This is a genomic window from Dialister succinatiphilus YIT 11850 (assembly GCF_000242435.1).
GTDB lineage: Bacteria > Bacillota > Negativicutes > Veillonellales > Dialisteraceae > Dialister > Dialister succinatiphilus.
This window is the reverse complement of the sequence record NZ_JH591189.1, coordinates 6,730-23,401: the sequence shown is the minus strand read 5'-3', so window position 1 is coordinate 23,401 and position 16,672 is coordinate 6,730. Positions and strand designations below refer to the sequence as shown.

General features: G+C 52.2%; 15 protein-coding genes and 1 riboswitch. Of the genes, 1 reads left to right on the top strand and 14 read right to left on the bottom strand.

The window, feature by feature from the left end; translation table 11 throughout:
* Positions 1-24 precede the first annotated feature (24 nt).
* The 14 genes from HMPREF9453_RS09065 to HMPREF9453_RS09000 form a co-directional block, all read right to left on the bottom strand.
* On the bottom strand, positions 25-930 hold the full coding sequence (locus tag HMPREF9453_RS09065; RefSeq protein WP_008860256.1) for a carbon-nitrogen hydrolase family protein: 906 nt from the start codon (positions 928-930) through the stop codon (positions 25-27).
* A gap of 114 nt (positions 931-1,044) precedes the next feature.
* On the bottom strand, positions 1,045-2,346 hold the full coding sequence (locus tag HMPREF9453_RS09060; protein WP_008860255.1) for an L-lactate MFS transporter: 1,302 nt from the start codon (positions 2,344-2,346) through the stop codon (positions 1,045-1,047).
* Between the two features lie 66 nt (positions 2,347-2,412).
* Positions 2,413-2,498: riboswitch (ZMP/ZTP riboswitch) on the bottom strand.
* 256 nt (positions 2,499-2,754) lie between these two features.
* Positions 2,755-4,911: an ATP-dependent helicase gene (locus HMPREF9453_RS09055; protein ID WP_008860254.1), complete on the bottom strand. Its 2,157-nt coding sequence runs from the start codon at positions 4,909-4,911 to the stop codon at positions 2,755-2,757.
* Positions 4,912-5,108: 197 nt separating this feature from the next.
* Entirely contained in the window at positions 5,109-5,537 is a 429-nt protein-coding gene (locus tag HMPREF9453_RS09050; RefSeq protein ID WP_008860253.1) for an EamA family transporter, read from the bottom strand.
* A gap of 3 nt (positions 5,538-5,540) precedes the next feature.
* Entirely contained in the window at positions 5,541-5,972 is a 432-nt protein-coding gene (locus tag HMPREF9453_RS09045) for a hypothetical protein (RefSeq protein ID WP_008860252.1), read from the bottom strand.
* Between the two features lie 805 nt (positions 5,973-6,777).
* A complete protein-coding gene (locus tag HMPREF9453_RS09040) occupies positions 6,778-7,911 on the bottom strand; it encodes an aminotransferase class I/II-fold pyridoxal phosphate-dependent enzyme (protein ID WP_008860251.1) in 1,134 nt (377 codons plus the stop codon).
* Positions 7,912-7,945: 34 nt separating this feature from the next.
* Complete coding sequence (locus tag HMPREF9453_RS09035) at positions 7,946-8,425, bottom strand: YbaK/EbsC family protein (RefSeq protein WP_008860250.1); 480 nt, start codon at positions 8,423-8,425, stop codon at positions 7,946-7,948.
* A 109-nt stretch (positions 8,426-8,534) separates the two neighbouring features.
* A complete protein-coding gene (locus tag HMPREF9453_RS09030) occupies positions 8,535-9,185 on the bottom strand; it encodes a histidine phosphatase family protein (RefSeq protein WP_008860249.1) in 651 nt (216 codons plus the stop codon).
* Between the two features lie 139 nt (positions 9,186-9,324).
* Positions 9,325-9,894: a manganese efflux pump MntP gene (locus HMPREF9453_RS09025; protein ID WP_008860248.1), complete on the bottom strand. Its 570-nt coding sequence runs from the start codon at positions 9,892-9,894 to the stop codon at positions 9,325-9,327.
* A gap of 280 nt (positions 9,895-10,174) precedes the next feature.
* Positions 10,175-10,906 (bottom strand): HAD family hydrolase, encoded by a 732-nt coding sequence (locus HMPREF9453_RS09020; protein ID WP_008860247.1) that lies wholly within the window; start codon positions 10,904-10,906, stop codon positions 10,175-10,177.
* Positions 10,896-11,891, bottom strand: a complete 996-nt coding sequence (locus tag HMPREF9453_RS09015) for a DUF362 domain-containing protein (RefSeq protein ID WP_008860246.1) — start codon at positions 11,889-11,891, stop codon at positions 10,896-10,898. The genes HMPREF9453_RS09020 and HMPREF9453_RS09015 overlap by 11 nt, the downstream gene beginning before the upstream one ends.
* Before the next feature lie 47 nt (positions 11,892-11,938).
* On the bottom strand, positions 11,939-12,382 hold the full coding sequence (locus HMPREF9453_RS09010) for a cupin domain-containing protein (RefSeq protein ID WP_008860245.1): 444 nt from the start codon (positions 12,380-12,382) through the stop codon (positions 11,939-11,941).
* Positions 12,383-12,587: 205 nt separating this feature from the next.
* Positions 12,588-13,589 carry a TAXI family TRAP transporter solute-binding subunit gene (locus HMPREF9453_RS09005; RefSeq protein WP_008860244.1) on the bottom strand — a complete coding sequence of 334 codons (1,002 nt, stop codon included), beginning with the start codon at positions 13,587-13,589 and terminating at the stop codon, positions 12,588-12,590.
* Positions 13,590-13,672: 83 nt separating this feature from the next.
* The gene (locus tag HMPREF9453_RS09000) at positions 13,673-15,670 is read right to left on the bottom strand and encodes a TRAP transporter permease (RefSeq protein ID WP_008860243.1); all 1,998 of its coding nucleotides are present in this window, start codon (positions 15,668-15,670) and stop codon (positions 13,673-13,675) included.
* 344 nt (positions 15,671-16,014) lie between these two features.
* On the opposite strand from HMPREF9453_RS09000, the gene HMPREF9453_RS08995 reads away from it, so the two are divergent.
* A partial coding sequence (locus HMPREF9453_RS08995) for a UPF0236 family transposase-like protein (protein WP_008860242.1) occupies positions 16,015-16,672 on the top strand: 658 nt, incomplete at its 3' end.

The following is a 16,672-nucleotide window of genomic DNA, read 5'->3' as shown; positions in this document are numbered from 1 at the left end:
TTCTTCGCAGACCTTTTTTATGCCTTATTTTCCGAAATCCGGATCCTTCAGGATATCCTTGTACATTTCAATGTACTTATCCGGTCTCCAGTCCGTTCCGTCTACTGCGGGATTATGTTTAAAGGCATACCGGCTTGCCAGGGACAGGTCCACGGTGGCGGTGAACATTTCAATTTCCGGTGCATCTTCATCGGTAAATTTCCGTCCTGCATAGTAATAGAAAGACCATGGATGCTTCTGTCCCGGTCCGATAATGGAGCTACCGCCCCAGAAATAGTTATCCACATCCAGGCCGCCAATATTGGCAGAAGCGATGTAAATGCCATTCTGGATCACCGAGGCTTCCAGGGTGGGCGAACCGAAATAAGGGCCATGGCATTTGGCCAGGGCTGTACTGTTGATGAGGAGGCGGCAGCCCTTGGCCACATAGTAGCGGGTCAGTTCCGGGAAGGCATAGTTATCATAGCAGATGGCGCAGCCAATAGGGCCCCATTCGGAATGGAGGATGAAAGGCTTGTCCCCCCGGGTGGCCCAGTTCGGTTCCGGAGAAGGCAGGTGCATTTTGTGATAAGCCCCTTCCAGTCCTTTCGGTGAGAAAATGGCCAGCCCGTTATAGATGATATCCGGATTCTTATCGTCCCTGATGGGCATGCCGAAAATGACATACAGGCCCAGCTTCTTCGTGAGCTCTGCCACCTCCAGCGTACTTGGACCCGGCACCGTTTCCGCCAGCTTGTACTGCATTTTTTCTTTGAAAGGCTTATCTGCTTCATCGTCGTAGCCGGTGAGGCTCATTTCCGGGAATATAACGATCTGGCTGCCCTTGCGGTAAGCGCATTCGATATATTCTTCAATCCGTCTCAGGTTGGACGCCTTATCGCCCCACACAGGATGAAAAGTAACCACCGAAATCGTACAGATATCCTTCATGATAAACCCTCCTTGTAAACAAAAAAGTGCCTACAGGGAAAATCCCTATAAGCACCTTTGCTTGATTTGTATGGCTTCAGTATAGTCCCCTTCCGGAGGAAAGTCAATCTTTCTTCAGGAGACTGTGGTGGTTTTTGCCACGGGGCCATGAAAATTTTTTTCTTCCTTCACTTCCCATTTTCTTTTATCCACTTCATTTCTCCAGCGAAGCACGGCGGCGATAAGGAAGGCCAGCGCCAGCATGGCGGAGAAAAGATGAAGTGTGGCTGCATAGCCGCCGGTGTTTTCCTTCATGAAGGCCAGAATCAGGGGACCGGCTACACCGGCAATGCCCCAGGCCGTGAGGATGGACCCATGAATGGAGGAAAGCTGTTTTACGCCGAAAATATCGGACAGGTAAGCGGGCATGCAGGAGAAGCCGCCGCCGTAGCAGCTGATAATAAGAAGAACCAGGGCCTGGAAAATGAGACCTTCCGTGGTAATGGAAAGCTGGTAGAAAGCCCATACTTCCAGGGCAAAGAATACCATGTAAGTCACGCCGCGGCCGATCCAGTCAGAAACGGTGGACCATACGATACGGCCGCCGCCGTTGACGATACCGATAATCCCCACCAGGGAAGCTGCTTCCACCGGCGTCATGCCGATGACTTCCTGGGCCATGGGGGAAGCCACAGCCAGAAGACCGATGCCGCAGGTAATATTGGTAAAGAAAATCCACCACAGAGCAAACCATTTCCAGCTATGCATGGCTTCTTTTCTCGTCATCTGAGGACCTACCACGGTGCGTTTCCTGCCCATGGCCGCTTCCCGGCGAAGCACTTCTTCCAGCATAACCGGGATTTCACCCTTCCTCGGCGGACGAAGATAAGAAGCGGAAAGGGAAATAATCACCGCATAGGCAATGCCAAGGATGAGGAAATTGGCAGTCAGGCCATAGGCGTCAGTGAGATAACGCATGAGCGGTCCTGCCACAAGGGCTGCAAAGCCAAAACCCATGATAGCCAGGCCGGTGGCGAAGCCCCGGTGTTCCGGGAACCATTTCACCAGGGTGGACACAGGGGTGATATAGCCGGTGCCCAGCCCGATGCCGCCGATCATGCCGTAAAATATATAAAGGAGCATCGGCGAATGGACATGGACAGCCAGCGCTGTGCCCAGAAGGCCGGTGCCGAAGAAAACTGCCGATACCAGACCGGACCGGGACGGCCCCATCCGTTCCACCACGCCGCCCAGAAAGCCGGCAGACAGTCCCAGAAACAGAATAGCAATAGAAAAGGCCCAGGTGGTTTCCGAGAGGGAAAGACCCATAGCCGCCATAACCGGCTTCGTCAGCACACTCCATGCATACACACTGCCGATGCAGATGTGGATGCCCACAGCTGCCAGGGCAATAAGCCAGCGATTTTTCTTTTTCATTTGAAATCCCTCCATAAGCAGTAAGCAATGAAGGGAAACCGGAGACGCAAAGACCGTCTGAGTAGGTTTCCCTGCCCAGACGGTCGGCTGATTCAGATAATACCGGTTCACGTGGTCAATTCCACATTTCTCCGTCAGTTCCGGTACCTCTTTCGTTTGTGCATACAGAATACCATGGAAAGAGAAGTATGTCAAGGATTTTCTATATAGTTTAGTGGGAATGGGGATTGGGGAATGGGGATTGGGGATTGGGGAGCGCCGCTTTGGGGCAGAATCTTTGCCCTGCAGACAAAAGGCTGTATTCGCTAAGCTCTAGAGAGGGCAGCTGATTCGGGGGCCGTCAATCCCCGCCTGCGAAAGCGGGCCAGCCTTCGGGGATGCCGTTTCCCCATCAATGCAGGCAGATGCTCAATCCGCCTTCACCAGTCTGGCCCTGAAGGCGATATCCCTGGTGGTATCCATGCTGTCAAAACGGATGCGGTAGGAATTGTTCTTTTCATCCACCTCTTCAATGGTACCCATGCCAAAGACGGTGTGCCGCACCCGGCAGCCCACGGGAAAATGGCCTTTGTCCCCATCATCCTTCAGGTAGGCGCTGGTTCTTTCCACATAAGCCTTCCCCGCCTTCCAGAGGGATTCATTCACCGGCGGATCAAAGGAGAGGTATTTTCTGTCTATGTCCAGAATGAAACGGGAGGGAAAACGGGGCGTGCCGTCCAGATTCGTTCCCTCCGCCTCCGTGAGGTAGAGCTCATCCTCTGCCCGGGTCATGGCCACGAAGGCCAGGCGCCTTTCCTCTTCCATGCCTCTTTTCGTCCTTGTCTTCCGAGAGGGAAAGATTCCTTCATTCATGCCGCAGAGGAACACCACCGGAAATTCCAGACCCTTGGCGGTATGGACGGTCATAAGCCGCACCGCATCCCTCTCCGGCCCCCGGTCCATATTGGAAAAGAGGGCCGCATGGTCCAGATAGTCGGAAATGGACGTTTCTTCCCCTGCCGTTGATTCATACTCAAAAATAGACTGCTTCAGCTCTGCCAGATCATCCAGCCGCTCCTGGCTGCCTTCGGTGCGGAGCATTTTTTCGTAGCCACTTTCATCCAGAATGGCAGACAAAACCTCGGACACCTGCTTCCCTTCGCTGTCCTTGGTAAAGTATTCGATAAGGTCTATGAAATCTCCGGCCTTTGTCTTTTTGAAAAGGGGATCTTCCGCATACTTCTTCAGCGTTTCATAGAGGCTTGTGTTCTCTTCCTGCGCCTTTTCCGTGAGAAAATCCATACGGCGCCTTCCTATATTTCTCTTCGGCTTATTGACGATGCGGCGGAAAGCCATGTCATCTCTGGAGGAAATCATGCGGAGATAACAGAGAGCATCCTTGATTTCCATGCGGTCGAAGAACTGGGCACCGCTGTAAATCACATAGGGAATATCCGCCTTTATCAGCCCTTCCTCCAGGTTCCGGGTCACATAATGGGCCCGGTAGAGGATGGCTATGTCGCTGTATTTCCGGCCCGATTCATGGAGTTTTTTGACAGCCGATGCCACTGCTTTGGCTTCTTCCCCGCCGTTGGCCGCTGCCATCAGGGTCACAGGCTTTCCTTTTTCCTTATGGGAAATCAGATTCTTGGGGATGCGGTTCTCATTCTTGTCAATCAGGGAATTGGCGGCATCCAGGATATCCGGCGTGGACCGGTAATTGTCATCCATAATGATGGTTTTCACATGGGGAAATTCCCTGTCAAAATGCAAGAGATACCGCACATCGGCGCCGCGCCAGGTATAAATGGTCTGGTCCGGATCTCCCACGATGAAAAGGTTGTTGTGATATCCGCAGAGGGCCTTCATGAGCCTGTACTGGAGAGGGTCGATATCCTGGAATTCATCAATCATGATATACTCCAGCCGCTTCTGCCACTTCAGCCGGATGTCCTCGTTTTCCTCAAAAATATAGAGAGTAAACTTGATGAGGTCATTGTAGTCCAGGGCAAAGCATTTCTTTTCCTGGTACAGGTAGCCGTAGAAAATGATATCCTCCACCGTAAGGGCCTGGTGGTACTTTTCATAAAGGAGGGACAGGGGCATGGCAATCATGTCCTTGTAATACTCCGGCTGCCACACGCACTTCTTCATTTCAATCATGTCCCTGGCTTTGTTGAAGGGCATGTCCCGAAGGGTCAGGCCCCGCTCCTCGTAAATCATCTGCAGCATGTCATCAATGTCCGAATTGTCGATGACCAGGAAATTTTTCGGATAGGATACGGCATGGCTGTCTTCCTGCAGCACCGACACGCAGAAGCCGTGGAAGGTATTGATGTATCCCGTATCATTGTCTCCGGTGAGGCTGTGGATGCGCCGCGCCATTTCCCGGGCTGATTTATTGGTAAATGTAACGCAGAGAATATGACCCGGCAGGATGCCCAGCTCATTCACCAGGTAGGCAAACCGGTAGGAAAGGGCTCTTGTCTTTCCTGACCCTGCCCCGGCAATGACCCGTACATAGCCTTCCGTAGAAGTGACTGCCTCTTTCTGCTTTTCATTCAGCTCATTCCATAATGCGTCCATAGCTGCCCTCCGAACTTATATTCTAAGTCCATTATACAATAGGATGGGCATAATGCAAAGGGTGGGGCTGTGAAGAACTGCCTGGCGGCTGCAGGCTTTATCGAAGGGCTGTGAAAAAGGATTCCGAAGATTCAAAGGGTTCAAAGGATTGTGATGGCGGCTTTGCCGCATTATACAATGCCGCCCATGACTCCATTCTACTGCCACACAATGCAGGCAATCCCTGCCAGGGTAAGCACTGCGCCTGCCAGCTGGCGGAGCTTCAGCTTTTCTCCATAGAAAAGGGCGCCGGTCACCATGAGGGCCGCCACAATGAGGCTGTTAGTCAGAATAAAGGAGGTCTGCACCGTCCAGCCGGCCCGGTACATGTACACCACGCCCAGTTCGATGCCTACAATGGAACATCCAAGGCCCAGAGCCCAGGGATTCCAGGAAAGCAGTGCCTTCCTCCGGTTTTCCCCTTTCGGCGCCAGGAAGAAATATAAAAGGAAGGATGCGAAAGAGGCGGAAAGATAGGTCAGCACCAGTGCTGCCAGGGGATGGATGCCGCTGGAAATTTCCTTGACTCCCACCTGGTAGGCAGTGCTGCAGCATACAATAAGGCCAATGGGCCACCAGAATTTCATAGGCTACCTCACAATCAGAAACATGCCCGCTGCGGCCAGAATGATTCCCACATGCTGCAGAGGGCGCAGCGATTCCCCGTACATGAAATGGCCCACCATGAGCAGCACCACAATGGCCAGGGCTGTATACACAAGGAATCCGATATTCATAGGCCAGCCGGCCCGATACATGAAAATGGAACCCACCTCCAGTCCCGTTATGGCAAGCCCCACCATGAGGGCCGCCGGATGGGGCGGCCAGATTTCATGGAAAATATGGCCGCCCGGTATGAGTATTTCAAAAAGAAGGGCGCAGAGGCAGGCACTGACCAGGTAGGTCATACCCAGCGCTGCCAGCGGACTTTTCAGGGTAGACAGCCGGCGGGCGCAGACCTGGTAAAACACATCAGCCAGCACCACAAGCCCCACCGGCCACCAAAGATTCCACAGTTCCATGTTTTCCTCCTTCCTTTCCTGCGGTATAAAAAAAGTGTTTTCCCCATTTCTCCCGGCTCACTGCCGTACCTGCGGAAATAGGGAAAACACCTGGATTCATAAATCCTCTGCCCCACCCGGTGGCGAAGCAGTGTGTAATCATATTATAGCATAAGGGGAGCGGCTTCGCCGCCCCATGTTCATAAAGTAAAAAAAGGTGCCGCTTCGCCGGCGGCTGCGGCCCGCCGACGAAGGCAGATTGTACAGAAGGGTTAAGAACATAAGGTTATGAAGTTTGACCGGCCTTTGGCCGGAGGGTTCTTAAGTTTGACGGGCCCTTGGCCCGAGGGTTGTGGTGGCGGCTTCGCCGCATTATAAAATGGCGCCAAAGGCGCCCACTTTGTCTCCACGGAGTGGGCTTTATAACTTTCTTTGAATCCATTTGCATTGAGGAATTCAGCCTTCTGATGTCTGCCGTCTGACAGACTAACGTCTTCCCGCCGACCGGTATTTATCAGTATTTATCCCACTGCCTCCACGCACCGAGATCCTTCGCTCCGCTCAGGATGACAGCGTCCGGCGGAAAGCGAATAGCCGATAGCAGCTTCTACTCTCCCACTAGCTCACTAGCCCACCAGCTCACTAGGGAAGCGCTGATTAAATCATTGTTTGCTTTTATTCTTGAATTTTTATGCAATGCAAGGAATGGGCTGACGCGAATAGCGAGCTATTTAAGGAAGCCCATGACGAAACAGTGCATAAAAATTCTTATAAAAGAAAACTCTATGAATTAATCAGTGCTTCCCTAGCACACCAGTCCACCAGCTCACTTTCCTTCCAGTATCCGGAAAAATTCGCTCACCGCTGCCAGCCCTTTTTTCAGGGTTTCCTCGTCGTGGCCGTAGCCTACGCGGAAGGAGAAGGGCTCATCGAAACAGTCTCCCGGTACGGTGAAGGCGCCGGTTTCATAGTACATGCGATGGGAAAAAAGGGTAGAGGGCAGAGGGAAATCATAGTAGACCAGAGCCATGGTGCCTGCCTTTGGTTTCACGAAGGAGGCATGGCTTTCCTCATGCACCCAGTCTTCCAGAATGGGAAGGTTGTGCTGGAGGATGGCCCTGTTGCGCTGCAGGATTTTTTCCTTATGGCGAAGGGCCAGGGCTGCCACGGCTTCATCGAAGAGACTGCAGCTCACCAGGTCATAGTCCCTTACCCGCCGGAACTGGGCCAGTGCTTCCTCATCCTTTGTGGCCAGCCAGCCCAGACGGAGTCCTGCCAGGGAGAAGGCCTTAGACATGGAGCCTGTGGCAATGCCTTTCTCGTAGAGGTCCGCCACTGAAGGGCAGCGGTCCTCTTCCCTTTGGGAAACGCCGGCATAGACTTCATCACAGAACAGATAGGCCCCTGCTTCTCTTGCAATGTCCACGATTTCTTCCATCATATCCTTTGGAATCAAAGAGCCCGTAGGGTTGTTGGGGTTATTGAGGCAGATCATGCGCACCCCTTCCCTGGCTGCCTGCCTGAGTTCATCCAGGTCCGGCATGTAGCCCCTTTCTTTTTTCAGATGGAGCACTGTCACCTGGGCTCCCAGGGACCGGGGCGCCGAATAGAACTGCTGATAGCTGGGCGCATAGGCAATGATCCTGTCGCCGGGCCGGATGAGGGAAAAGAAAATATGCTGGTTGCCGCCGGTAGCACCATGCTCCGTCAGGATGTCATCAGGAGAAATATGCTCATAAAGGTGCGAAATTTCCTCCTTCAGCCCCCGGTCGCCCCAGATGGGACCATAGGTCTGCTCCCTTTGGAAAAAGGTTTCCATGAAATCCTGCTTATCTTCCCCGGAAAGGGCAAAAAGTTCATTCAGGGTCAGGGGCTTTGCACAGGTATCGGTAATATTGTACCGGGCCCCTTCCTCATACCGGTCCATCCAGTCTTCTACGCCAAACTGCTCAACAATCATGTCTTATTCTCCATCCATACCATATGAAACGCTTTTATTCCCCGCTCTGCCAGTTCTTGCATACATCCACCCAGCCTTTGGCCCGGGACGCTCTTTCCAGTTCCTCCAGCGTCAGCTTCACGGCGCTGTGGTCCGTACCGGCCGCGGGATACACAATGTCAAAACGCTTCAGGGACACATCCAGGTACACCGGCACTGCCTCGGGAAGGGCAAAGGGGCATACGCCGCCAGGGCGATGGCCGATATACCTTTCGCAGTCTGCTCCGGGAATCATTTTGGCTTTCTTATGAAAGGTTTCCTTATATTTATGATTGTCCACCCGGGCATCGCCTGCCACCACTACAATGAGCGGCGCATCGTCTATCAGGAAGGACATGGTCTTGGCAATCCGCGCCTCCTCGGTTCCCAGTGCTTCTGCCGCCAGTGCCACAGTGGCGCTGGATTCTTTCAAATCAATGCACCGGTCCGAGAGGCCAAAGGGTGCCAGATAGGCTTTTACTTTTTCAAAGGACATAAGAACCCTCCTTGCTGTAATTTTTCTCCATAATGATTAACTATACCACGAAGGGAAAGGCCCTTTCAATAGAAAAGAGACAGCTCCTCGCGCTGTCTCCATAAGGAAATCAATCTTTCACCCTGCCGAAGGGTACCTTCATCTTTAAATCGTCAGGAATGTAGTCATCCCTTCCCCACTCCCCGATATGCATGGTCCCCTCTTCCCCGATATCCACTCTGCAGAGAGCACAGTTTCCGATGGGGTGCTTCCACAAATCATTGAGCCCATAGCCGGCGATTTTGAAAAGGATGGTGCTGAGGCAGCCCATATGGGATACCAGCAGTATACGTTTTCCCTTGTTCTTCTCCGTCATGGAAAGGAAAGATTTCCACGCCCGTTCCTGCACGGCTGCAAAGCTTTCCCCGCCGTCAATGTGCACATCGCCGGGCGTGCTCCGCCATATATCATACTGCCCCGGATAAAGCTCATCCATTTCATCCGGCGAATGCCCGTCCCAGCGGCCCAGGTTGATTTCAATGAAACCTTTTTCAGAAATCATCGGGACAGCCTTTTTTCCCCGGATGATGTCCGCCGTTTCTACCGCCCTTTTCAGGGGACTGGTGTAAATCACATCCAGCGGGACTGAGGCCATCATTTTCGCCGCACAGGCTGCCTGGGCTCTCCCCCTTTCATTCAGGGGAATGTCGCTCCACCCCTGCAAACGGTGGGCTTTATTCCAGTCCGTTTCTCCATGCCGTATCATGTATACCCTAGTCATTGCCTGCCTCCTTCTCTATCAGTATCATACCACGTTTTTCCCCATGGCCGCCAAGAGGGCAGGGGAAAATGGTTCATAGAAGGCAGGAATACAACCCAGCGGTAAACGGACAGCCCCTTTTTCCCCCATTTCCTCTGCCTCACGCCGAAAGGAAGATTTCCAGTCCGATGCTCATGAGGATCAATCCGCCGGCCACGGTGGCCTTGTCCGCCAGCTTCATGCCGAAGTACCTGCCCAGAACAATGCCGGCAAGGCAGATAAGAAAAGTCACCACGCCGATGATGGCAGATGATGCCACAGCTTCCCTCGCCCCGAAAGAGGCGATGGCGAAGCCCACGGACAGCGCATCCATGGATGTGGCCAGTCCCTGAAGAAGAAGGCATTGGAAACTGGTTTCCGGACACACCTCTTCCTCCTCTCCCGAAAGGCCGTCTCGAATCATCATAAGACCCAGGGCGAAGAGAAGAACCAGGGAAATCCAGGGAATATAGGGAAGAAGGCTCTGAAAGAGATCTACCACCCAGTGGACACATATCCATCCCAGAAGGGGCATGAGGAACTGGAAAAAGCCGAAGGTGCCGGCAATAAGGGCCATTTTCCTCTTCCTCATGAAAGGCTCGTGAATCCCATTGGCCAAAGATACGGAAAAAGCGTCCATGGCTAGGCTCGCTCCCAGAAGCACACTGTTAAAAAGAAATAAAAAATCCATCGTCCCACTTCCTGAAAGAATGACCTCACGAAGCCATCAAAAAAGACTCCGTGCAGGTAAAAACCATGCACGTGAGTCTCGCAATTTCAAGGAAAGCCAGGCCGGAAATACTGATTTTTCATGCCACAGGATGTCATCAGTTTTTCCTTCACGCCAGTATGTTGACTTACTCCACAGGGTGGCTGCTACTCCCTCACTTATTGAGAATCATACCATGTTCCTCTCCCCTTGTCAAAGGAAAAGGCCCATAAATACTGAATTTTCTAATCGAAATTCATTCTCAATCAGTTTTCATTTCGCTTAGTACATCCTCCCAGCTGTCATACCATGCCTCTGCCAGAGGAACCATGCGATTCCTGTCCTTTTCTGAATACCTGTCATAGATAAGGCCTGCCGGAATGCCCGCTGCCCGGGCTGCCATGAGTCCTGCCAGGGAATCTTCAAAAATGAAGCAGTCTTCCCTTGTCTTTTCCAGGTCTGTCATGAGCTTCTCATGAACCTCCGGCGACGGCTTGATGGAAGACACATCCTCTCTGGTATAGATGGCTGTAAAGTACTTGTCCAGCGGCGCTTTGGACCGGATATTTTCATTCAGATGGCGGTATATATCCATGTTGGCCCTTTTGGTGGTGGTGGCAATGACCAGGGTCTTTCCCAGACCATGGAGCCTTTGAATCACCTCCGGCGCCCCTTTCTTGTAGTCCACCTTATGGATGAGGAAATCCCGGGAGATTTCATAGCGCTTTTGGAATACTTTTTCGCCGCTCCAGGAGCAGCCGCAGTGCCTGGCCAGAAAAAGGCAGTAGGAAAGGTAGGGGTTTTCTTCATTCCCATGGTCTGCAAGAAAGGCATCCCGCCTTCTTCCCACCGCCATTTCCTCTTCTGCCGCTCCTCCCATGGCTGCCATGAGGGCCTGGTCCACCTGGTTCCATATGCCTATGGAATCGATGAGGGTACCGTCCATATCAAAAATGATGGTATTTCTCTGAAGGAAAGATGTCCTATTTCCCAAAGGGCTTCACTCCTGCCACTGCTTCTCTGGCGTCAATCCGCTTTTCTCCGTGATCCATATCGATGAGCACGTAACGGTCATTGCCCATGCCCAGTTCCTTCATATAGGTGAGCTGGCGAAGGCCGTGGCGGGATTCCATCCGTTCCACCAGGTCATGATGGTCCTCTTCTTTCATGGCATATACCATGTCCACCGAAGCCTGGTCGATGGCAAGGATATCCAGCGATGCCAGAATGCCCACGTTCGGCGTCACCACAGGCTGGGCATTCACGCCTTCGCAGTCGCAGGATACGGACATATTCCGCATCACATTGATAAAGGCAATGTGTCTGCCGAAATAATCCACCGTGGCCTTGGCCGATTCGGTCATTCGTTCCATAAACTCTTCCTCTGCAATGGACCACTGGCCCTTGCCCGGATAGGTATGAATCATGGCCTTGCCGATACGTCCGTCGGCGCAGCCGATGCCGATATTCTTATTGGAACCGCCAAAGCCTCCCATCGTATGGCCTTTGAAATGGGTGAGCACCAGCATGGAATCGTATTGGGTCTCATGGCTGCCTACGGACATTTCGGTGAACCATTTGCCTCCTTTCACCGGAAGCATGGTGGTGCCTTCTTCGTCCATAATATCCACCGGTGCAAAGGTCCAGCCGTTGACTTCCAGCGTTTTCCGATGCTCTTCCGTAGTATAGCGGTCTCCGTCATAATAGGTATTGGTTTCCACAATGGCGGCATTGGGGATTTCCTTCTCCATCAGTTCCTTCACCCAGGGACGGGGAATGATATTGGGGCCATGCTGCTCCCCGGTATGCAGCTTCACTGCCACTCTGCCGGTAAGGTTCTCTTTGATTTTCTCATACAGCCGGATAAGTCCCTCTGCCGATAAATCACGGGTGAAGTACACAATGGATTCGTTTCCCTTTCTTTCCTCATAGGGAATGTAATGCTCCCCGCCAAGTCCTGCTTTTTTCTCCTGTTCCATTTCTTTTTCTCCTTTCATAAGAAAAACCTGCCCTTCGGCAGGCCCTTCTACTCTTCGTCCAGAAAGCGCGCCGCCTCCGGATTTTTCCGGATTTCCCGTATATTCTCTTCCGTAGGATACACCGGAATATCCCTGTCATGGTTCACCAGACAGAGAAATCCAAGGATGTCTCCCATATCCGCCTTAAACTGGTGCCATTCCCAGGGAGCAATGGTGATGAAATCTCCTTCATGGACTTCCACCACCTGATTTCCCAGAAGGGCATGACCCTTCCCTTTGAAAATCATAACCGCGTGCATGTGCTTATGGTGCTCAAAGGAGGAAAAGCCTCCCTTTTCCACCTGGAAATAGCGGAACTGCACCGGAAGGTCCGCCTCGTTGTCAAAAAGGACCTGCTTGGTCACATCCCGGAAAACGCCGGGGTTCTCTTTGTAAATATGGGGCTCCACGCCGTCCCACCTGTTTTTGTCCTGATGAAAGCGATGTATCATATGTCCTCCTGTTCTATGCTTATTTTATCATAGAGAGAAGGAAATAGGGAAAGCTTTCATCTTCTCTATAGTATAGAAAGTTAAAGTTAACTTTAGTCAAGGGGGGGGAGATAGTGGGCTAGTTCACTAGTCCACTGGTCCACTATTCCACTAGTCCACTAACTCAAAAAACGCCTCTCCAGGGGGAAGCGTTTTTGGCTGCAGACTATTTCAGCACTCCGATTTCCTTGTAGTACTTTTCAGCGCCCGGATGGAGCGGTACGCCGGCAATGTCTTTCACTGCATTTTCTGCAGTGAGGCCTTTCAGGTTCTTCTGGGACTGTCCCATTTCATCCATGTGTTCCCACAGGGTCTTGGTGAGCTGGTACACCACATCGTCAGGAAGATCGCCGCGGCAGAACATAACCATCTTAATGGCAGAAGTCTGAATGTCCTTATCCTGGTTTGGATAGGTGCCTGCCTTGATGGTGTAGCTGGTGTACCAGGGGTACTTAGCTTTCAGTTCCTTCATAAGGTTGTCGTCAATGGGCACCAGATGGGCACCGCTGGTAAGAGCCTGGGTAACAGCGGAAGCGGGAGCGCCGGACATGATCCAGGCGCCGTCGATGGAACCGTTCTGAATCATATCAGCTGCATCGCCGAAGGTAATATATTCTGCCTTGATGTCGTCAGGGAACTTCATGCCTGCCGTGGTAAGGTGAGCCTCTGCTTCGTTATACACGGAAGAGCCGGCGGAAGCTACGGCAAAATGTTTGCCTTTGATATCCTGAATGTTTTCAATACCCGAATTGGCGCTGGCCACCACCTGGTTCGGATTGAGGTACAATCCGCCGATGACCTTCAGGTCCGGATAGGCATGGTCCTTGAAGGAATCCAGTCCTTTATAGCACTGGTACACATTGCTGGCAATGGCAATGGATACCTGGGCTTCCCCGTCAGATACCATGTTCAGGTTTTCAATGCCGCCGGCAGAAGCCTGGCTGGCTGCCTGGACGCCGGGAACGTTATTGCTCCACATATTGGTAATAGCTGCCCCTACGGCATAGAGGGCCCCCGATGCTCCGGCGGTGGGGAAATTGATTTTCAGGGTCTGTCCTGCAGCCGGCTTGGCACTGCCGCCTTTTTTGTCATCTCCGCACCCTGCCAGGGCACCTGCCATCACCATGGCCGCCATGGATACAGCCAATACTTTTTTCCAGTTTTTCATACTGTTTCCTCCCTTACTGCAATTCTTCACTAATATATCACAGAAGCCCGGCGTAAACCCAAAAACCAAGGCCCCTGTTTCTGCTATGCTGCTTCGATTTCTTTCTTCTCTTTATTTCTTCTCATCCACTGGTAAATGCATACCGCCGCAATACCTGCAGCACCGGCCGCATCGGTAAGGACGCCGGGCAGAAGCAGGAACGGCGATGATACGATGAGGATAATCCTTTCCACCAATGTGCAGCGGCGAAGGATCCATCCTTCCAGCCCGGCCACCAGGGCAAAGGTACCCACCATGGCCGTAAAGACTGCCCATCCCGTATCAAAGAGAGTGGCTGTCTTGGACACGCCGATGAGAAGCACCGGATTATCCAGGAAAAAGAAAGGAATAATAAATCCGATCAGTCCCAGACGCACCGCCCAAAGGCCTGTCTTCGTCTGGTCCGAATCAGCAATGCCCGATGCCACATAGGCAGACATGGCTACCGGCGGAGTAATGTTGGACAGGCAGGCGTAAATCAGGCAGAACAGGTGAGCAATGAGAGGCATGGCCCCTGCTTTAATCAGCACCGGTACTGCTACGGCCTGCACGATAACGTAGGCAGCCACACCGGGAACGCCCATGCCCAGAATGGCGGACATAATCATGACCAGGAAACCGGCCAGATAAATGCTTCCTCCATTCACCACAGAAAGGATCAGATATCCCATATTGAGTCCCAGGGATGTGAGGGTCACCGTACCGATGATAACACCGATGATGACACAGCAGACCCCGACGGAAATGGCACTCTTGGAGCCCTCCACCACAGCTGCCAGGATCTTGTCCGGCGTCATGCGGGTATCCTTCCGAAGCCAGCTGGCTCCGATGGTAACGAAAATGGAAATCACCGCTGCATAGAGAGGTGTGAATCCTGCAAACATGAGGCCGATAAGGCTGATCAGAGGCAGTACCAGGTGGCCCTGCTCCCTGATGACCTTCATGGCATCAGGAATATTTTCTTTGGCAATGCCGGATAGGCCCAGCCTTTTGGCTTCAAAGTGAACGGCCAGAAGAAGACCCACATAGTAGAGAAGCGCCGGTGTTACCGCAGCCAGAGCCACATAGGTATAGGACAGATTCAGAAATTCCGCCATCACGAAGCCCACGGCCCCCATAATAGGCGGCGTAAACTGGCCGCCGGTGGATGCCACCGCTTCTACGGCGCCGGCAAATTCCTTCTTGTAGCCGGTACGCTTCATGAGAGGAATGGTAATGGTGCCGGTGGTAGCCACATTGGCAATGGCGGAACCATTGATCATGCCCATGAGGCCCGAGGCAATGACTGCCACCTTGGCAGGACCGCCGGAGGTGCGGCCCACCAGGGTGAGGGAAAAATCATTGATGAAATGGGAAAATCCGCTGTATTTCAAAAACGCACCGAAAACGACAAACAGGAAAATATAGGTCGCCGATACACCGATACCGGTGCCCAGAAGGCCCTGGGTGCCCCAGAACTGGGTAATGAGCACACGCTTCAGCGTAAATCCGTTATGTCCCAGGTATCCCGGCAGGTAAGCACCAAACCAGTTGTACGCCAGGAACAGGGCCGCCAGAATGGCCAGATTTCCCGAAGCACGCCGGGCTGCTTCAAATACGCAGATAATGGCTACAAAGGCGATGCCAATTTCCAGACTGCTGATGCGTCCTCCCGTCTGGGCAATGCGGGTATAGTTGAAAATCAGATACAGGAAAGACCCTGCGGACCCCAGAATAAAGAACCAGTCCCACAGCGGCGGCAGTTTCCTCCGTCTTTTCTCCTTCTTATACGTAGGAAATAAAAGAAAAGTAAATACCAGAAGGAAAATGCAGTGGATAGCCCGAAGGTTGATGGCACTGATGGCGCCGATGGTGGTGAAATACAGCTGAAAGGCTGTCCACACACATAAAAGCACCACAATGGCTTTTCCCAGAGGTCCATCATAGATCCTCATACGGGAATCGGCATCCTTATCCTCCAGCATTTTTTGAGCCTTCTTATCCAGCTCCGCTTTCGTCTCCTCCACATCTTCCAGGCGGACGTCTGCTTTTTCGTTGTTCATTTATTAAAACTCCTCCTATACTTCTATCCTCCCCCAGGGATACCCCTGCTTGGAAAGTAATTAATGAAAGTATACCACGAAAGGAAATCCTCTGCCACCCGGTCCGATGGGCCAGGAAAGAGGCCTATGAAATGGGGACTGGGGACTGGGGACTGGGGACTGGGGGAGAATTGGGCAGCCGGAAAGTGCTTCCGCCGGCAGGGAAAGCACTTTCCCGATGGACTTAGTGTAAAATTTTACTCGGTAGGGGAATTTTTCCAGAAACAATAAAAGAGGAAAGCCTCCCCTTGAGTGGAAATGTTATAATTTCCGTGCACAAATAAAACAAAGAAAGGGCTTTCCTCATGGATATTATAACAAAAACTGGAGAAATTTGGAGTGAAAATGCAATTGGTGCAGTCATTTCTCTCATTAAGGAATCTGATGACTCTATCGAGGCTGAAAGAAAGCTAACTCATTGGCTCACTGAAATGAACTGTCAGCTTATAGCTATGGCCCTGGCGCGTATTGACACTGAGCTGTATCAGATTTACAAGGTACAGGGGTGGCGTGTGGCGCGCCGGGACTCTAGGACGATTTGCTGCCGCTATGGAGAGCTGACCTATACCCGAAGACTTCTGCAGAAAGACGGGAAGAGCTTCTATCCCCTGGACTGCAAAATGGGCTTTGAGTCCAGAAAACACTACAGCCTGGGAATGATTGAGCGGATTGTCGAGGCTGTCGCAATTACCACATCTCGCAGTGCCAGCGAACTCCTGCAAAGCCTGGCAGGGATTACCATCTCCCATCAGTCCGTTATCTCACTCAAGAATTATGCCGGTAAGAAGGCAAAGGCTTACGAAAAAGCATTGGCAGAAGAGGAAAAGGTTGAAAAGCCGACACAGCCGGAAATTATAGCGATTGAAGGAGATGGAATTGTACTCAAGAACAAGGAGAAAGGCGGCGTTTCGGAAGTGCACCGCCTCCAGGTATATGAGGGAGTCAGGAAAAATGGCAACAGGA